General features: G+C 73.3%; 17 protein-coding genes. 11 read left to right on the forward strand and 6 right to left on the reverse strand.

What is annotated here, in order from left to right:
- Genes NOCA_RS11780 through panB form a run of 4 tightly spaced genes read right to left on the reverse strand, consistent with a single transcriptional unit; the run spans nt 1 to nt 4,289 of the window.
- Nucleotides 1-849 (reverse strand): endonuclease/exonuclease/phosphatase family protein, encoded by an 849-nt coding sequence (locus NOCA_RS11780; protein WP_158305663.1) that lies wholly within the window; start codon nt 847-849, stop codon nt 1-3.
- A gap of 52 nt (nt 850-901) precedes the next feature.
- Entirely contained in the window at nt 902-2,158 is a 1,257-nt protein-coding gene (locus NOCA_RS11785) for a hemolysin family protein (RefSeq protein WP_011755495.1), read from the reverse strand.
- Between the two features lie 21 nt (nt 2,159-2,179).
- A complete protein-coding gene (locus NOCA_RS11790) occupies nt 2,180-3,343 on the reverse strand; it encodes a PQQ-dependent sugar dehydrogenase (RefSeq protein ID WP_011755496.1) in 1,164 nt (387 codons plus the stop codon).
- A gap of 58 nt (nt 3,344-3,401) precedes the next feature.
- Nucleotides 3,402-4,289, reverse strand: coding sequence for a 3-methyl-2-oxobutanoate hydroxymethyltransferase (gene panB / locus NOCA_RS11795; RefSeq protein ID WP_011755497.1), 888 nt, complete (start codon nt 4,287-4,289; stop codon nt 3,402-3,404).
- Nucleotides 4,290-4,446: 157 nt separating this feature from the next.
- On the opposite strand from panB, the gene NOCA_RS11800 reads away from it, so the two are divergent.
- The 7 genes from NOCA_RS11800 (at nt 4,447) to NOCA_RS11835 (ending at nt 13,621) form a co-directional block, all read left to right on the forward strand.
- Nucleotides 4,447-5,196 carry a class I SAM-dependent methyltransferase gene (locus NOCA_RS11800; protein ID WP_011755498.1) on the forward strand — a complete coding sequence of 250 codons (750 nt, stop codon included), beginning with the start codon at nt 4,447-4,449 and terminating at the stop codon, nt 5,194-5,196.
- 39 nt (nt 5,197-5,235) lie between these two features.
- Complete coding sequence (locus NOCA_RS11805; RefSeq protein ID WP_011755499.1) at nt 5,236-7,281, forward strand: NAD(+) synthase; 2,046 nt, start codon at nt 5,236-5,238, stop codon at nt 7,279-7,281.
- Nucleotides 7,282-7,658: 377 nt separating this feature from the next.
- Entirely contained in the window at nt 7,659-8,018 is a 360-nt protein-coding gene (locus NOCA_RS11815) for a hypothetical protein (protein WP_041546495.1), read from the forward strand.
- Nucleotides 8,019-8,028: 10 nt separating this feature from the next.
- Nucleotides 8,029-9,366, forward strand: a complete 1,338-nt coding sequence (locus NOCA_RS11820; RefSeq protein ID WP_041546496.1) for a glutamine synthetase family protein — start codon at nt 8,029-8,031, stop codon at nt 9,364-9,366.
- Nucleotides 9,363-10,085 carry a type 1 glutamine amidotransferase gene (locus NOCA_RS11825; RefSeq protein WP_011755502.1) on the forward strand — a complete coding sequence of 241 codons (723 nt, stop codon included), beginning with the start codon at nt 9,363-9,365 and terminating at the stop codon, nt 10,083-10,085. The genes NOCA_RS11820 and NOCA_RS11825 overlap by 4 nt, the downstream gene beginning before the upstream one ends.
- Entirely contained in the window at nt 10,082-13,069 is a 2,988-nt protein-coding gene (locus NOCA_RS11830) for a bifunctional [glutamine synthetase] adenylyltransferase/[glutamine synthetase]-adenylyl-L-tyrosine phosphorylase (RefSeq protein ID WP_011755503.1), read from the forward strand. The genes NOCA_RS11825 and NOCA_RS11830 overlap by 4 nt, the downstream gene beginning before the upstream one ends.
- Before the next feature lie 174 nt (nt 13,070-13,243).
- On the forward strand, nt 13,244-13,621 hold the full coding sequence (locus NOCA_RS11835; protein ID WP_011755504.1) for an Hpt domain-containing protein: 378 nt from the start codon (nt 13,244-13,246) through the stop codon (nt 13,619-13,621).
- On the opposite strand, the gene NOCA_RS11840 is transcribed toward NOCA_RS11835, so the two are convergent.
- Together NOCA_RS11840 and NOCA_RS11845 are read right to left on the reverse strand one after the other, a co-directional pair.
- Nucleotides 13,618-14,382 (reverse strand): response regulator transcription factor, encoded by a 765-nt coding sequence (locus NOCA_RS11840; RefSeq protein WP_049774323.1) that lies wholly within the window; start codon nt 14,380-14,382, stop codon nt 13,618-13,620. The two genes, NOCA_RS11835 and NOCA_RS11840, sit on opposite strands and share 4 nt — an antisense overlap.
- A 52-nt stretch (nt 14,383-14,434) precedes the next feature.
- The gene (locus NOCA_RS11845; protein WP_011755506.1) at nt 14,435-14,929 is read right to left on the reverse strand and encodes a MarR family winged helix-turn-helix transcriptional regulator; all 495 of its coding nucleotides are present in this window, start codon (nt 14,927-14,929) and stop codon (nt 14,435-14,437) included.
- 110 nt (nt 14,930-15,039) lie between these two features.
- Here NOCA_RS11845 and NOCA_RS11850 point away from each other — a divergent pair, with 110 nt between their 5' ends.
- The 4 genes from NOCA_RS11850 to NOCA_RS11865 are packed head-to-tail and all read left to right on the forward strand — an operon-like array spanning nt 15,040 to nt 18,135.
- Nucleotides 15,040-15,615, forward strand: coding sequence for an NADPH-dependent F420 reductase (locus NOCA_RS11850; protein WP_011755507.1), 576 nt, complete (start codon nt 15,040-15,042; stop codon nt 15,613-15,615).
- A 56-nt stretch (nt 15,616-15,671) separates the two neighbouring features.
- A complete protein-coding gene (locus tag NOCA_RS11855) occupies nt 15,672-16,217 on the forward strand; it encodes a VOC family protein (protein WP_011755508.1) in 546 nt (181 codons plus the stop codon).
- Nucleotides 16,214-17,359, forward strand: a complete 1,146-nt coding sequence (locus NOCA_RS11860; RefSeq protein WP_011755509.1) for a luciferase domain-containing protein — start codon at nt 16,214-16,216, stop codon at nt 17,357-17,359. The genes NOCA_RS11855 and NOCA_RS11860 overlap by 4 nt, the downstream gene beginning before the upstream one ends.
- Nucleotides 17,356-18,135: a 2-keto-4-pentenoate hydratase gene (locus NOCA_RS11865; protein ID WP_011755510.1), complete on the forward strand. Its 780-nt coding sequence runs from the start codon at nt 17,356-17,358 to the stop codon at nt 18,133-18,135. The genes NOCA_RS11860 and NOCA_RS11865 overlap by 4 nt, the downstream gene beginning before the upstream one ends.

The following is an 18,135-nucleotide window of genomic DNA, read 5'->3' on the forward strand; positions in this document are numbered from 1 at the left end:
TCAGCTCAGCCGGACGTGCACGCTGACGATCGGGTGGTCCGAGGTCGCCTGCACCAGCGCGGACCGGTTGATCCGCGGCCGCTCGAGGGCGGCGTACTTGTTGGCGAAGATCCAGTCCACGCCCGAGGCGGGCGGGTTGCAGGACCCGTCCTTCGGGTTGGCGCCGCCGAGGAACGAGCGCATCACCTGGTTGCGGGTGAACGGGCAGAAGAACGCCGCCCGGTCGTTCATGTCGCCGGTCATGAACACCGGCACGTTCAGGTTGCGGGTGAGCTTGCGCGTGGTGTTGCGCTCGATCCGGGTCGCCTCCCTGCGCCACTGGGTCGCGTTGCCGCGGGTGTCGGCAGCGTGGTGGGTGTTCATCACGTAGACCATCCGGTCGCTGGCCAGCGAGCGCAGCCCGACCACCGGCATGTACCGGGTGTTGCCGTGGAAGTAGGGCACCGCCACGGACCAGCCCTCGACGAACGCGAACCGGTCGGTGCGCCAGGCGATCGAGTTGTCCGTGTCCCACTCCGCGCCGGCGTAGACGGCCCACTTGTCGCCCACGCGGGCCAGGAACCGGTCGTGCTGGGAACGCTGGAACTCCTGGAAGCCGACGATCGCGGCGTGGGTACGGCGGAGCACCTTGATCGCCCGGTCGAGCCGGACGTCGGAGCGGTCGAAGCCCGGTCGGCCGCGGCGGCCGTCGGTGTGGTCGGCGCCCAGCACGTTGAACGAGGCGATCACGAAGTCGTCCTGCGGGACGGCCGCGGCCGCCGGCCCGACCGGCCCGACGAGGACGGCGCCGGTGGCCGCGAGGGGCAGGGCGAGGGCCAGGGACAGCGAGCAGAGGGCAGAGCGAAGCACCGAGATCACGAGAGGTCACATCGGCCGGGCTGCCGGCCGACTTGAGAGTTCCTCAGGACTCGCGCGGGCGCACCCGCAGCCGGGTGATCCGGTGCTTGTCGACGGTCGCGACCTCGATCTCGTGCTCGCCCACGGCCACCACGTCCCCGGCCACGGCGAGCCGGCCGAGCCGGTGCACGACGTACCCGGCGGCGGTCTCGTAGGGGCCGTCCTCGAGCTCGACGCCGGTGCGCTCGCCGAACTCCTCGATGGTCAGCCCCGCGTCCACCTCGCCGGCCGCCACGCTCGCCCGCTCGTCGTACTCGTCGTGGATGTCGCCGACCAGCTCCTCGACCAGGTCCTCGAGGGTGACGATGCCGTCGGTGCCGCCGTACTCGTCGACGACGACGGCGATGTGGCTGCCCTCGGCCCGCATCCGGGAGAGCGAGGGGAGCACCCGGTTGGTGGCGGGCAGGTGCAGGATCTTGCGGGTGATCGAGCGCACCCGCTTGCGGGGGTCGGCGCCCAGCAGGTCGCGCACGTGCAGGAAGCCGCGGATGTCGTCGTGGCCGGTGCCGGTGACGGGGTAGCGGGAGTACGGGCTGGTCAGCGCGATGGCGATCGCGTCGGCGACCGTGGCGTCGCCGGCCAGGAACGTCACGTCGCCGCGGGGCCGCATCACCTCGCTCAGGGACCGGTCGCCGGCGTCGAAGACGTCGGCGAGGATCCGCCGCTCGTCCTCGGCGAGGCCCTCGTGCTGGTCGACCAGGTAGCGCAGCTCCTCGTCGCTGAGATCCTCGGCGGCCGCGCCGGGGTCGCCGCCGAAGAGGCGGACCACCGCGTTGGTGGAGACCGAGAGCAGCCACACCACCGGGCGCATGAGGGTCGCGAACCGGTCCAGCGGCGCGCCGACGAGGTAGGACACGCCGGCCGCGCGCTGGAGGGCGAGCCGCTTGGGGACCAGCTCGCTGAACACCAGGGAGAGGTAGGCGATGAACAGTGTCAGCAGCACCAGCGCGGCGGTGTCGGCCGCGTCCGCGCCGAGCCCGGCGTGCTCGAGCACCGGCGCGAAGTCGGGCGCGAGGGTGGAGGCGCCGTACGCCGCGGAGAAGAAGCCGGCCAGCGTGACGCCGATCTGGACCGCGGCGAGGAACCGGTTCGGGTCGCGGGCCACGGAGGCCACCCTGGCGCCGCGCGCGCCGCGCGAGGCGAGCGTGTTGATCTGGCCCTCGCGCAGCGAGACCAGCGCGATCTCGGTGCCGGCGAACACCCCGCCGACCAGGATGAACAACAGGACCAGGGCGAGGTTGATCAGGGTCTGGGTGTCCACCGGGGTGTCGTCACCGCTCTCTCATCGTGTGGGTCTGACAACGAGGATCGCGTCGTTCCCGTTCCCGTTGTCGGTGGTGACGTAGGCGACCGAGCCGGGGCCGTCGACCACCGTGCGGATCCGGCCGTGCTGACGCAGCGCCGCCGGCACCCGCACCCTCTGCAGCCTGCCGGATGCGGAGAGCTGGAGGAACAGCACCCTCTCCGCCTTGAGCGCGGCGACCGCGAAGCTGCCGTCCAGGGCGCCCCATCGCTTGCCGTAGACGAAGCCGCCGCCGGAGGTGGCCAGCGTCGGGTCGCCCGAGCGCCATACGGCGGCGCGCTGGCGGCCCGGCAGCGACTGGTCGGTCATCGGCACCGACTCGTCGTAGCCCGGGACCGGGTTCCAGCCGTAGTCGCCGCCCTTGCGCAGCCGGTTGACCTCGTCGTCGCGGTAGCTGCCCTGCTCGACCGACCACAGGGTGCCGTCGCGGCGCCGGTCGAGGCCCTGGACGTTGCGGTGGCCGTAGGTGTGCACGTAGCGCTTGTTGTGGTTCTTCGACCCGGCGAACGGGTTGCTCCCGCAGGGCTTGCCGGTCGCGGCGAGCAGGCACAGCGTCTTGCCGCCCAGCGACTTCTTGTTCTCCGGCGTGCTGCCGGTCGCGGCGTCCCCGGTGCCGGCGTACAGCCGCTTGCCGACCGCCAGCAGCCGGCAACCCCCGTGCCGTCCGCTGGTGGCGGGCAGTCCGCCGAGCAGCCGCTTGCTCCCCGAGATCGAGACCAGGTCGTCGCGCAGCGTCCAGCGGATGATGCGCACGTCGTGCCCGCCACCGGCGGTGAAGCCGCCCTGGCAGGTGTAGAACGTGCGGTTGCTCGCGAACGACGGGTCGACCTCGAGCCCCATCAGCCCGGTCTCGCCGGAGACCCACACCGAGTCGCTCGGGAAGCCCTGCACCAGCCGGGTCCGGCTGCCGTCCCAGATCGAGACGGTGGCCCGGTCGCGCTGGGTGAAGATCAGCCGGCCGTCGCCGATCGGCCGGACGTCCCAGGGGTGGTCGAGGCCGGTGACCAGCCGGGTGACCCTCAGTGCCGGAACCTGCGTCGTCGCGGCGGCGGTGTCGGTGGCGGGGGCATGGGCGTCGGCCGGCGTGGCGGTCGTGAGCGTCAGGCCGAGCATCGCGGTCAGTCCGAGAACGAGCATGCGCATGCGCCCACCCTTCCCGGTCGGCGCCCCGATCACCACCTGTCGACGGGTCCGGGCGGGGTCAGAAGGTGTGCTCGGGGCCGGGGAAGGTGCCGGCCTTGACGTCGGCGGCGTAGTCGCGGGCGGCCTGGAGGAGTACGCCGTGCAGGTCGGCGTACTGCTTGACGAAGCGCGGCATCCGGCCGGTGCGCAGGCCGAAGGCGTCCTGCCAGACCAGCACCTGCCCGTCGCAGTCGAGCCCGGCGCCGATCCCGATCGTGGGGATCGACACCGACTTGGTCACCTCCGCGGCGACGTCGCCGGGGACCATCTCCATCACGACGGCGAAGGCACCGGCCTGCTCCATCGCCACCGCCTCCGCGACGACCCGGGCCGCCGCCTCGCCGCGGCCCTGGACCCGGTAGCCACCCAGGTTGTGCTCGGACTGGGGGGTGAAGCCGATGTGGGCCATCACCGGGATGCCGCCCTCGGTGAGCTTGCGGACCTGGGGGGCCATCTCGATCCCGCCCTCGAGCTTGACCGCGTGCGCGTTCGCCTCCTTCATGAACCGCACGGCGGTCAGGTAGGCCTGCTCCGGGGAGGCCTGGTAGGAGCCGAACGGCAGGTCGGCGACCACCAGTGCCCGGCGTACCGACCGGCTGACGGCCCGCGCCAGCGGGATCAGCTCGTCGACGGTCACCGGCAGCGACGTCTCGTTCGCGAACACGTTGTTCGACGCGCTGTCGCCGACCAGCAGCACCTCGATGCCGGCCTCGTCGAAGGTCTGCGCGGCGTACTGCTCGTAGGCGGTGAGCATCGCGAACTTCTCGCCGCGCTGCTTCATCTCGCGCAGGTGGTGGGTGCGGATCCGCTTGATCGGTGCGGGTGCGTCCGGCGCGCTCTCCGCACGGGCCGGACCGGTGCCGTACGGCGCCGTCTCCTCGGGGCTCATGGCTCTCCCTGACGTCATCTCGCAGCTCCCTGGTGGAGTCCACGGACCGTTCGTCAGGCTAGCCCGGTACCGGCGGGTTCACGCCTGTGTCGATGGTCACCCAGGATCACTCAGGGGGTCGCGCCGCGGGTCCCGACCCCCTGTCCGCCACGAACTCATCGGCCTACAGTCAGCCATGGCCTTCGACGTCGCGGCGGACGCATACGGGCGCTTCATGGGGCGGTACTCCGAGCCGCTCGCCGACCAGCTCGTCGAGCTCGCGGGAGTACGACGAGGGCAGCGGGCCGTGGACGTCGGCTGCGGGCCGGGTGTGCTGACCAGCCGCCTCGTCGAGCGGTTGGGCGCGGAGCAGGTCCGGGCCGTCGACCCGTCGCCGCCGTTCGTGGCCGCGGCCCGCGCGCGCTGCCCCGGGGTCGACGTCCGGCCGGGCACCGCCGAGCAGCTCCCGTTCGCCGACGACTCCGCCGACGTGGTGCTCGCCAACCTGGTTGTGCACTTCATGTCCGACCCGGTCGGTGGGCTCCGCGAGATGGGCCGCGTCGGTGGCCTGGTCGGCGCCACCGTCTGGAACCACGCCACGACCGCCGGACCCCTGTCGACGTTCTGGCAGGCAGTGAAGGACCTGGACCCGGACGCCGCCGACGAGGCCTCGCTGCCCGGCACCGGCGAGGGTGCGCTCGGGGAGCTGGCCCGCGGCGCCGGCCTGCGCGACCTGGTCGAGACCACCATCACCGTCACCGTGCCGTTCTCCTCCTTCGCGGAGTGGTGGGAGCCCTACACGCTGGGCGTCGGACCGGCCGGCGACCACGTGCGCCGGCTCGACGACGAGGCCCGGGACGCGCTTCGCGACCACTGCGCCGAGCTGCTCCCCGACGGCGCCTTCACGGTCGACGCGACGGCTTGGACGGTCCTCGGGCGCGCCTGACCCACGAATGCGGGGGCGCCGCGTGGGAAACTCCGGAGCGTGGACTTCTACTCCGCCTACGCCCATGGCTTCGCCCGGGTCGCCGCCTGCACGGTGCCGATCCGGGTGGCCGACCCCGCGACCAACGCCCGGGCCGTGCTGGAGCAGGCCCAGGCGTGCTCCGACGAGGGGGTCGCGGTCGCGATCTTCCCCGAGCTCTGCCTGAGCGGGTACGCCCTCGACGACCTGTTCCTGCAGGACGTGCTGCTCGACGCGGTCGCCGACGAGATCGCCGGCCTGGTCGCCGCGTCGGAGGGCCTGCTGCCGGTGCTCGTCGTGGGCGCACCCGTCGCGCACGGCAGCCGGGTGCTGAACGCCGCGGTCGTCATCCACCGCGGCCGGATCCTCGGCGTTGCGCCGAAGTCCTACCTGCCGACGTACCGCGAGTTCTACGAGCGCCGCTGGTTCGCGCCCGGCGACGACGTGCGCGGCTCGATGGTGCTGGCCGGCCAGGAGGTGCCGGTCGGGCCGGACCTGCTCTTCGAGGCCGAGGACGTACGCGGGCTGGTGCTGCACGTCGAGGTCTGCGAGGACATGTGGGTGCCGGTGCCGCCGAGCGCCGAGGCGGCGCTCGCCGGCGCCACCGTGCTCGCCAACATCTCCGGCAGCCCGATCACCGTCGGCCGGGCCAGCGACCGGCACCTGCTGGCGCGCAGCGCGTCCAGCCGCTGCCTCGCGGCGTACCTCTATGCCGCCGGCGGCCAGGGCGAGTCCACGACCGACTTGTCGTGGGACGGGCAGACGATGGTCTACGAGCACGGCGAGCTGCTCGCCGAGACCGAGCGGTTCCCCGACGGACCGCGCGCAGCGATCGTCGACCTCGACCTCGACCGCACCCGCCTCGAGCGGCTCCGGACCGGGACGTTCGACGACAACCGCCGCACGATCGGACCGGAGTTCCGCACCGTCGACTTCGAGCTCGGCCCGCCGACCAAGGACATCGGGCTGCGCCGCAAGGTGGACCGCTTCCCGTTCGTGCCCGACGACGCCGAGCGGCTGGCCCAGGACTGCTACGAGGCCTACAACATCCAGGTCTCGGGCCTCGAGCAGCGGCTCTCGGCCATCGGGGAGGGGCACGTCGGCCAGCCGAAGGTCGTGATCGGCATCAGCGGCGGCCTGGACTCCACCCACGCGCTGATCGTCGCGGCGAAGGCGATGGACCGGCTCGGCCGCGACCGCAGCGAGATCCTCGGCTTCACGCTGCCCGGATTCGCGACCGGCGAGGCCACCAAGGGCTATGCGTGGGCGCTCGCCGACTCGCTCGGCATCACCATGCAGGAGATCGACATCACCGACGCCGCGCGGGCGATGCTCACCGACCTCGACCACCCCTACGCCAAGGGGGAGGAGGTCTACGACATCACCTTCGAGAACGTCCAGGCCGGGCTGCGCACCGACTACCTGTTCCGGCTGGCCAACCACCGCGGCGGCATCGTGCTCGGCACCGGTGACCTCTCCGAGCTGGCGCTGGGCTGGTGCACGTACGGCGTGGGCGACCAGATGTCCCACTACAACGTCAACGCCGGCGTACCGAAGACGCTGATCCAGCACCTGATCCGTTGGGTGATCAGCACCGGCCAGTTCGACGAGAGCACCAACGCGGTGCTCCTCGACGTGGTCGGCCAGGAGATCACTCCGGAGCTGATCCCCACCCGGGAGGACCACCTGCCGCAGTCCACCGAGGAGTCGGTCGGTCCGTACTCCCTGCAGGACTTCACGCTGTTCCACGTGCTGCGCTACGGCTACGCACCCAGCAAGATCGCGTTCCTCGCCTGGCACGCCTGGCACGACGCCGACGCGGGGGAGTGGCCGCCGAACTACCCCGACGACCGGCGCATCGAGTTCGACCTCGCCACCATCCGGCGTTGGCTCGAGGTGTTCGTGCGGCGGTTCTTCGCCAGCCAGTTCAAGCGTTCCGCGCTGCCGAACGGGCCCAAGGTCAGCCACGGCGGCACGATGTCCCCGCGCGGTGACTGGCGGATGCCCTCGGACGCCTCGCCGGCCGCGTGGCTGGCCGAGCTGGAGGCCAACGTCCCGACGAGCTGAGAAATGCTGCTCCGGCAGGCAACCGAACCGGCGGCGCAGGCGTCACCACCGTGACACGATCTAGATCCTGCCCCGAGGATCCAGCCAGAGGAGCAACGCCATGAGCAGCATCAGCCCCCTGCGCCGGTTCGCGGCCGGGGCCGCGGTCCTGGCCGCCGGCACGGCCGGTGCCCTGAGCGTCGCGCCCACCGCCGACGCCACCCCCACCTCAGCCGCCCGCGAGGCGCGCCAGACCACCATCACCTTCCAGGTGCCCGACTGCGACGACTGTGTCGTCGGCCTGGTCCAGGGCCGCTGGGACCCGGACGCCAAGTGGGGCATCAAGGTGTGGGACGGCGGCCAGCACCGAGGTCCGCGACGGTGCGGTCACCGTCACCGTGCCGAGCCGGCGCACCAAGGGCATGTCGATGACGGTCGAGGCGCCCTGGGAGGGGCACACCGGCTACGTCACCCAAGCCGTCTTCCGCTACGGCGGCATGAAGGTGGGCGACGAGGTCGGCTTCAAGGAGGCCCGCTCCAAGACCAGGGGATCGGGCTGCTGGGCCGGCACCCGCGACGCCGCGGTGACGATCCCGCTGACCGTCCGCAAGGTCTGGGTCCAGGGCGTGCGGCACCGGGTCCGCGGCAGCATCGCCTACACCAGCGTCACCCAGGACTGGATGGTCCCGATGCGCCAGGTGTGGGACGGGGTCATGGGCACGCAGGACGTGCCGATCTGTGGGGAGCAGCCCCGATAGTCTGTGCCGCATGGGTAAGCAGGAGGACTTCGTTCTTCGCGCTCTCGAGGAGCGCGACGTCCGGTTCGTGCGGCTGTGGTTCACCGACGTGCTCGGGTTCTTGAAGTCGGTGGCGGTCGCGCCGGCCGAGCTGGACGGCGCCTTCTCCGAGGGGATCGGCTTCGACGGCTCGGCGATCGAGGGCTTCGCGCGGGTCTACGAGGCGGACATGCTCGCGATGCCGGACCCGTCGACGTTCCAGATCCTGCCCTGGCGGGGCGAGGGCCCGTCCACGGCGCGGATGTTCTGCGACATCATGATGCCGGACGGCTCCTCGTCGTACGCCGACCCGCGCCACGTCCTCAAGCGCACGCTCGGCAAGGCCGCCGACCAGGGGTTCACCTTCTACACCCACCCCGAGATCGAGTTCTACCTGTTCAAGGACACCCCGGAGGCCGGGGCCGATCCCGAGCCGGTGGACCGCAGCGGCTACTTCGACCACACCGCGACCTCCTCGGGCGCGGACTTCCGGCGCGAGGCGATCACGATGCTCGAGTCGATGGGCATCTCGGTCGAGTTCAGCCACCACGAGGGCGGGCCCGGCCAGCAGGAGATCGACCTGCGGTACGCCGACGCGCTGACCACCGCCGACAACGTGATGACGTTCCGCACCGTGATCCGCGAGGTCGCCCTCGGTCAGGGCGTCTGGGCGACGTTCATGCCGAAGCCGTTCACCACCCACCCCGGCTCCGGCATGCACACCCACGTGTCGCTGTTCGAGGGCGACCGCAACGCGTTCTTCGAGGCCGGCGCGGAGTACCAGCTCTCGAAGACCGGCCGGCAGTTCATCGCCGGCGTGCTGCGGCACGCCAACGAGATCAGCGTGGTCACCAACCAATGGGTCAACAGCTACAAACGGCTGATGTTCGGTGGTGAGGCGCCGTCCTACATCTGCTGGGGCCACAACAACCGCTCGGCGATGATCCGGGTCCCGATGTACAAGCCCAACAAGGGCCAGTCCACCCGGATCGAGCTGCGCACCATCGACGCGGCCTGCAACCCCTACCTCGCCTTCGCGGTGGTGCTGGCCGCGGGCATGAAGGGCATCGCCGAGGGCTACGACCTGCCCCGGGAGGCCGAGGACGACGTGTGGGCCCTGACCGAGCGGGAGCGCCAGAGCCTCGGCATCGAGCCGCTGCCGAAGAGCCTCTCCGAGGCGATCGCCGTGGCCGAGCACTCCGAGCTGCTCGCCGAGACCCTCGGCGAGCACGTCTTCGACTACTTCCTGCGCAACAAGCGCGCGGAGTGGGAGGAGTACCGCGGCCAGGTCTCCGCCTTCGAGCGCGACCGCATGCTCCCGGTGCTGTGAGTCGCCCGGCGGTGCTCGTGGTGGAGCACGACCTCGAGTGCCCGCCGGCGTGGGTCGGCACCTGGCTCGTCGAGGCCGGCTGCGACCTGGACGTGCGCCGCCCCTATGCGGGCGACGAGCTGCCGGGACTCGCGGCGTACGACGGGCTGCTGGTGCTCGGCGGGCCGATGGGAGCCAACGACGACGACCGGCACGCCTGGCTCGCACCCGTCAAGGAGCTGCTCCGCGAGGCGCGCGACCGCGCGCTGCCGACGCTGGGCATCTGCCTGGGGCACCAGCTGATCGCCGTCGCGTACGGCGGCACCGTCGAGCGCAACCCCCGCGGCCAGCAGGTCGGGCTGCTCGGCGTGGGCTGGACCGACGCGGCCGCCGACGACCGGCTGTTCGGCCCGCTCGCGACCCCGCGCCGCGGGGTGCAGTGGAACGACGACGTGGTGACCGCGCTGCCGCCCGGTGCCGTCCTCCTGGCCGCGACCGGCAACGGCGAGGTGCAGGCCGTCCGGTACGCACCCACGGTGTGGGGCGTGCAGCTGCACCCGGAGGTCGACGTACCCGTGCTGCGGCCGTGGGCGGAGTCCGACCGCGGCTCGCACGAGACCCGGGGCATCGACACCGATGCGGTGCTCCGCGACATCGACGCGGCTCGCGCCGAGCTGGACGATGCGTGGCGGCCGCTGGCGGCGGGGTTCGCGGCGCTGACGCAGCGCCCAGCCCGATGATCCGGCCGGCGACCAGCAAGGGGAGCCTGCTGCGCCTGGGCTTCCAGGACCCCGACGCCGTCCTCGAGGAGCTCGCCGCCCTCGGCTCGGCCGCGGACCCGCTGCTCGCCCTCATCGCCCGGACGGCCGACCCGGACGAGGCCGTCGCCGCGCTGACCCGGCTGGTCCAGGCGCTCGACGACCCCGACGAGCTGCTCGACGAGCTGGTCGAGGACGAGGGCACCGCGATGCGGCTGCTCAGCGTGCTCGGCGCCAGCGAGGCGCTGGTCGACCACCTGGTCCGACACCCCGGGCACTGGCGCGAGCTGGCCGACCCGGCGCTCGGCTCGAGCCGGCCCGCTGCCTGGGCGGTCCGCGCCGGGCTGCTCGCGGCCGTCGGCGCCGACCCCGGCGACCCGGAGCCGGTCGCGACCGTGCCGGACGCCGCGGCCGTCGACGCGCTACGCGTGGAGTACCGCCGGGTGCTGCTGCGCCTGGCCGCGCGCGACCTGTCCCACCACCTCGCCGTCGACGACGCCGCCGCCGAGCTCTCCGACCTCGCGGCCGGCACCCTCGACGCCGCCCTCGCCGTGGCCCGCCAGCGGGTGGGCGAGGACGCCGCGCTGGCGCGGCTCGCCGTGATCGCGATGGGCAAGTGCGGCGGCCACGAGCTCAACTACGTCTCCGACGTCGACGTGATCTTCGCCTGGGCGCCGGCCGACGGCGTGCCCGACAGCGCCGTCGACAACGGTGCGCTCCGGGCCGCCACCCAGCTGGCCAGCCACCTGATCCGGATCTGCTCCGACCACACCACCGAGGGCACCATCTGGCCGGTCGACGCGGCGCTGCGGCCCGAGGGCAAGGCCGGGCCGCTGGTGCGCACCATCGCCAGCCACCAGGGCTACTACGAGCGGTGGGCCAGCACCTGGGAGTTCCAGGCCCTGCTCAAGGCGAGGGCCGTCGCCGGCGACCTGGCGCTGGGCCGCGAGTTCGTCGAGATGACCCGGCCGCTGGTGTGGAGCGCCGCCGAGCGCGACGGCTTCGTGGAGGACACCCAGGCGATGCGCCGCCGGGTCGTGGACCACATCCCGGCCAAGGAGGCCGAGCGCCAGCTCAAGCTGGGCTCCGGCGGGCTGCGCGACGTCGAGTTCGCGGTCCAGCTGCTGCAGCTCGTGCACGGCCGGGCCGACGAGCGGATCCGGCCGTCCACCACGCTCAGCGCGCTCGCCGAGCTCACTCGCGGCGGGTACGTCGGCCGCCCGGACGGTGAGGCCCTGCACGAGGCGTACGCGTTCCTCCGGACCCTCGAGCACCGCATCCAGCTGCACCGGCTGCGCCGTACCCATGTGGTGCCGGAGGACGAGCCCTCGCTGCGGCGGCTCGGGCGCAGCATGGGCTACCTGAAGGACCCGGTCCGGGTCCTCGACAAGACCTGGCAGCACCACCGCCGCGAGGTGCGGCGGCTGCACGAGAAGCTCTTCTACCGTCCGCTGCTCACCGCCGTCGCGAAGATCCCCGGCGACGAGGCGCGGCTCTCGCCGGAGGCGGCGACCAAGCGGCTGGGCGCGCTCGGCTTCCTCGACCCGCAGGCCGCGCTGCGCCACCTCGAGGCGCTGACGTCGGGGGTCAGCCGGGCCGCGCAGATCCAGCGGACGCTGCTGCCGGTGCTGCTCGGCTGGTTCGCCGACGCCCCCGACCCGGACGCGGGCCTGTTCGGGTTCCGCCGGATCAGCGAGTCGCTCGGCAGCACGCCGTGGTACCTCTCCACCCTGCGCGACGAGGGCGAGGTGGCCGAACGGCTGGCCCGGGTCCTCGCGACCTCCCGCTACGCCACCGACCTGCTCGAGCGCGAGCCGCAGGGCGTGCGGATGCTGGGCGGCGACCTGCGGCCGCTGTCGGCGGAGGCGCTGACCGAGGAGATGCTCGCGTCCTCGGGGCGGCACGACGAGGCGGAGTCGGCGGTGCTCGCGATCCGTGGGGTGCGTCGGCGCGAGCTGCTGCGGATCGCGGCCGGCGACCTGCTCGGGCTCACCGACGTCGCCGAGGTCGGCGCCGGCCTGTCGCGGCTGACCGACGCGACCCTCGAGGGGACGCTCGAGGTCGCGGGCCGCGCCGTACGCCGGCAGCGGGACCTGGCCGCGGCCCCGACCCGGATGGCGATCGTCGCCATGGGTCGCTACGGCGGCTTCGAGCTGTCCTACGGCAGCGACGCCGACGTGCTGTTCGTGCACGACCCGGACCCCGGGGCCGACCCGCAGCAGGCGTCGTCGTACGCCCACGCGGTCGCCAACGAGCTGCGCCGCCTGCTCGCGCTGCCCGGCCCGGACCCGGCCCTGGAGGTCGACGCCGACCTGCGCCCGGAGGGCAAGCAGGGTCCGCTGGTGCGCACCCTCGACTCCTACGCGGCCTACTACGCGCGCTGGTCGAAGGTCTGGGAGGCGCAGGCGCTGCTGCGCGCCGACGCCGTGGTCGGCGACCTCGACGTGCGCCGACGGTTCGAGGAGCTGATCGATCCGCTGCGCTACCCGGCCGGCGGGCTCAGCGAGGACGACGTGGTCGAGGTGCGCCGGATCAAGGCGCGCGTCGACGAGGAGCGGCTGCCGCGCGGCGCCGACCCGCACACCCACCTCAAGCTCGGCCGCGGCGGGCTCGCGGACATCGAGTGGACCGTGCAGCTGCTGCAGATGCGGTACGCCGACTCGGTGCCCGGCCTACGCACCTCCCGGACCCTCGACGCGCTGGCGGCGGCCCGCGAGGCCGGCCTGGTCACCGACGACGACGCCGCCGTGCTCCAGCAGACCTGGCGCCGGGTCAGCCGGGTCCGCAACGCCGTGACGCTGGTGCGCGGCCGGGCCGCCGACGAGCTGCCCCGCGACATCCGCGAGCGAGCGGCGGTGGCCTCGATCCTCGGCTACCCGGCCGGGTCCTCGGACGCGATGGTCAACGACCAGCTGCGCTACACGCGCCTGGCCCGCGGCGTCGTGGAGCGGGTGTTCTGGGAGTGAGACCGTCGACGGTGCGCGCGCTGAACTGAGCTGAGCCGGGACCGACCCGGCCCGGCCCGGCCCGGCTTGAGGTTCCTTGCCGGTTCCTTGCGCAAACCCCGCGACTGGGTGGGCGGTGGCTTGAGCCTGCCCGGGCAGGATCGGCGAGTCGGTGCAGAAGGGGGAGCGGTCGTCATGAGCGAGGTCGTCGAGGCGTCCGGGGTCTTCGACCCGGCCGCGCTGGCGGGCCTGACCGGCCACGCGCGCGACGAGGAGTTCGCCCGGGTCCTGGTCGACCACTACCTCCGCCTGCTGCCCGAGCGGCTGGGCCGGGTCGGCGCCGCCCTGGCGGACGAGGACCCCGATGCGGCGCTGGCCGCGGCCATGGACGCGGTGCTCAGCCTCAAGGTCGCCTCGCGGACCCTCGGCGCCCACGAGCTGGGCACCCTCGCGGCCGAGGTCGAGCGACACCTGCGGCTGCGGGACCTGCCGGGGGCGGACGCCGCGGCCGCGGCCCTGGCGCCGGCCGCGAGCCGGCTCGAGCGGGTGCTCGCCGACCACCTGGCCGGCTAGGCAGGCAGCTCCATCCGGTAGCCCACGCCGCGCACGGTGCGGATGAACCGGGTCGAGCCGTCGGTGCCCGCCGCGAGCTTGCGCCGCAGGTTGCCGACGTGGACCTCCACGAGGTGCGTGTCCGAGGCCCAGTCGGTGCCCCACACGCTGCGCAGCAGGGCCTCGCGCGACCACACCCGGGAGGGCGCCCGCATCAGCTCGGTCAGCAGGTCGAACTCGGTGCGGGTCAGCACCAGCTCCTGGCCGTCGCGGAACGCGCGCCGGCCCTCCACGTCCACGCGCAGCGGACCGTGCACGAGGAGCTCGTGCGGGTCCTCGGCGGGCGCGTCCGGGCGCTGGGCGCCACCTCCGGTGCGCGGCCGGCGGAACATCGCGTTCACCCGGGCCTTGAGCTCGCGGGCGCTGAACGGCTTGGCGATGAAGTCGTCGGCACCGGTCTCGAGGCCGAGCAGCCGGTCGATCTCGTCGTCACGGGCGGTGATCATCACGACGTATGCGTCGCTGATCTCGCGGATCCGCCGGCAGGCCTCGATCCCGTCGATCCCCGGCAGCCCCAGGTCCAGGGTGATCAGGTCGGGCTGCCGGTCGCGGACCGCCGCCACCCCTTCGAGGCCGGAGCCGACGGCGAACACCTCGAAGCCCTGGGTCTCGAGGGTGTACACGATGAGCGCGCGGATGTCCTCGTCGTCCTCCACCACGAGCGCGACCCGCCCGAGCGAACCGGGCACGCCCGCTGAGACAGGCCCCACGTCGGTCTCCATGCGCCGATGATGCCACTTCTTGCGGAATTCTTGAGATACGCCGGTCCGCGGCTCAGGCGTCGTCGTGGCGGTGGTAGAGCCCGGTCATCGTCCCCGCCGGGTCGAGCCGCGGCAGCAACGCATCCGCGATCTCGGTCAGCTGCGCGACCTGCGCGGGGGTGAGCGCGTCGATGACGCGGTCGCGGACGTGGGCGACATGGCCGGGCGCGGTCTCCTGGACGGTGCGCCAGCCGGCGTCGGTGAGGTGGGCGTCCGTGGCCCGCCGGTCGTCGGTGGCGGGGACTCGGCGTACCAGCGCGCGCTTCTCCAGCCGCCGGACCACGTGCGAGAGCCGGGGCAGGGTGGCGTTGGTCTGGGCCGCGAGCGCCGTCATCCGCAGCACCCGGCCGGGCGCCTCGGAGAGCGTCGCGAGCACGTAGTACTCGAACATCGTCAGCCCCGCGTCCCGGCGGAGCTGGGTGTCGAGCACCCCCGGTAGCAGTTCGACCACCGCGACCAGTCGCACCCAGGCGGCCAGCTCGGCCTTGCTCAACCATGCGGTCTCCACGGCTCGAGTGTGCCCCAGAAAAGTTGTGGGAACAATTAACGTGATGGCATGGTTCATTGAAGCGACAACCAAATTGGTTGTCGTGCGACGTCTACGAAGGGACCACTCTCATGACCACCGTCACCATCCTCGGAACCGGCAACATGGGCCCGGCCATCGCCAGCGTCGTCGAGCGCGGCGGGCACAGCGCCCAGCTGCTCGGCGAAGCCGACAGCGCCACCCCCGTCAGCGGCGACATCGTCGTCCTCGCCGTGCCCTACCCGGCCCTGCCCCAGGTGCTCGCCGAGCGCGGCGCCCAGCTCGCCGGCAAGATCGTCGTCGACATCACCAACCCGGTGGACTTCGAGACCTTCGACTCCCTCACCGTGCCCGCCGACTCCTCGGCCGCCGCCGAGCTTGCGGCCGCGCTGCCGGACTCCCGGGTCCTCAAGGCCTTCAACACGACCTTCGCGGCCACCCTGGCCTCCGGGACGATCGGCGACCGGGTCACCACCGTCCTGATCGCCGGCGACGACGCCGACGCCAAGGCCCGCCTGGGCGAGCTCGTGACCGCCGGCGGCCTGCGCGCCATCGACGCCGGCTCGCTGCGCCGGGCCCGCGAGATGGAGGCGCTCGGCTTCCTGCAGATCAGCCTCGCCGCCGGCGAGAAGATCGCCTGGACCGGCGGCTTCGCCGTCCAGGGCTGAGACCGCGGCCCGTCCCGACCGTCCCGACCAACCCGACCACCTGACAGGAGTCAGACATGTCGACCGCACCGACCACACCGACCACACCGTCGTTCTCCCCGGTCCGGCTCAACCACGCCGTGCTGTTCGTCGCCGACCTGGAGCGCGCCGAGCGCTTCTACACCCAGGTGTTCGGGATGGTCGTGGCCGCCCGTGAGCCCCGCGCCAACGCGGCCTTCCTGCGGCTGCCGCGCTCGGGCAACCACCACGACCTCGGCCTGTTCGGGGTCGGTCCGGCCGCGCCGCCGAAGCGGCGTGGCGGGATCGGGCTCTACCACCTCGCCTGGCAGCTGGACACCATCGAGGAGCTGGCGGCCGCCCACCAGGCGCTCGTCGACGCCGGCGCCTACACCGGCGCGTCGAGCCACGGCGCCACGAAGAGCGTGTACGGCGCCGACCCCGACGGCAACGAGTTCGAGCTGATGTGGATGCTGCCGCGCGAGGCGTGGGGCGAGTACGAGAACTCCGCCCCGATCGAGCACCTCGACCTGGACGCCGAGCTGGCCCGCTGGGGCGGCGTCTCGTCGGCCGGCCGGATCGTCACCGAGGCGGTGGCCTCGTGAGCTCGTTCGCCGAGCCGGTCGTCGCCTGGCACCGGCCCGACGACCCGCAGCGGCCCCTGGTCGTGCTGCTGCACGGCCGGGGCGCCGACGAGCAGGGCATCATCGGCCTGGCCGACCACCTGCCGGACGGCCCGTCCTACGCCGCGGTCCGCGCGCCGATCGCCGAGGGCGGCGGCTACGCCTGGTTCGCCAACCGCGGCATCGGACGCCCGGTCGCGGAGTCCCTGGCGCAGACCATGGCCTGGTTCCGCCGCTGGCTCGACGAGGTCGCCCCCGCCGGCCGCCCGGTCGTGCTGGCGGGGTTCAGCGGCGGCGCCGCCTTCGCCGGCGGGCTGCTGCTCAGCGAGCCGGAGCGGTACGCCGGCGCGGCGATCCTCTACGGCACCCTGCCGTTCGACGCGGGCGTCCCCGTGACTCCCGCGCGGCTGGCCGGCGTGCCGGTGTTCGTCGCCCAGGGGGACGCCGACACGGTGATCCCGCGCGAGCTGCTGGACCGCACCTGGTCCTACCTGACCGGCGAGTCCGGCGCCCCGCCGTACGCCCGGCGCGACCCCGGCGGCCACGGGCTCACCGCGGCCACCGTCGTCGAGCTCAGCGGCTGGATCGGCGAGCGCCTCGACCTGCTCGTCCGGCGCGGGCCGCTGGCCGACGGCCCGGCGACCTGGGCGACCCTGCCGGACGGGCGGCTGCCCGTCCGCATGGGCTCGCGGCCGCGGGTCTCGTGGAGCATCCCGCAGCAGCAGGAGTCCGAGAACAGCCCGGCCGAGCTCCAGGAGCAGCTGTTCGCCCGGGTCAGCGCGCTGCCGGGCGTCTCGAGCCGGCAGTCGGCGATCTCGGTCCCCGGCGCTCGCGGCTTCATGGTGCCGCCCGCGCCGGACGCGCCAGTGGACGCCTACCTCGTGCCGCACGTCGGGGAGTTCGCGCACCTGCATCCCGAGTACGACGGGTCGCTGCACCTGGCGCTGCCGCCGGCCCTCGCCCGCGACGCGGTGGCCCAGGGCTGGGCGGTCGCGCACCCGCTGGCCGGCATCCGCCTGGCCCGCGGCATGGTGATGGTCTACGGCCCCCGCGACGCCGCGGAGCTCGAGGTCGTCGCCGGCATCGTGGCTGCCAGCCACGCCTACGCGACGATGGCCGGGTGAATCCCCGCCACGCCGCCGACCTGCTCCGCGCCGCGCGGGTCGAGCACCGCACGCTCTCGCCCTTCACCGACGAGCACCCCGAGCTCGACGAGGACTGGGGGTACGCCGTGCAGGCGCTCGCCCTCGACGACCGGGTCGCTGCGGGCGACCCGGTCGTGGGCGCGAAGCTGGGGCTGACCAGCCGCGCCAAGCAGGAGCGGATGGGGGTGGACCGCCCGATCGTCGGCTTCCTCACCCGCTCGATGCTGCTCGAGCCCGACGGGGTCGGGGACTCCCTGGAGCACTGGGCCCAGCCGCGGATCGAGCCGGAGATCGCGTTCGTCACCGGACGGGCCATCGACCGGGCGCTCGACGCCGACGAGGTGAGGGCCGGCGTCGCCAGCGTCGGCGTCGCGGCCGAGATCCTCGACTCCCGGTGGACCGGCTACCGGTTCCGGCTGCCCGACGTCGTCGCCGACGAGACCAGCGCCGCCGGGGTTCTCCTCGGTGCCTCGCCGGTCCCGTGGCCGGCCGACCTGGACCTGGCGTCGGCCCGCTGCGAGGTCGAGGTCGACGGCGAGGTCGTCCACCGCTCGACCGGCGCCGCGATCCTGGGTGACCCGTGGCGCGCGCTCAGCCTGCTCTCCGAGCACCTCGAGCGGCACGGGCGATCGCTCCCGGCCGGGTCGCTCGTGCTGGCCGGCGCGCTGACGGACGCCGTACCCCTGCAGGCCGGGAGCCGCTATCGGCTCAGCGTCGAGGGCCTGGGCACGATCACGGTCGGGCCCACGGCGTAG

The organism is Nocardioides sp. JS614, from assembly GCF_000015265.1.
Taxonomy (GTDB): domain Bacteria; phylum Actinomycetota; class Actinomycetes; order Propionibacteriales; family Nocardioidaceae; genus Nocardioides.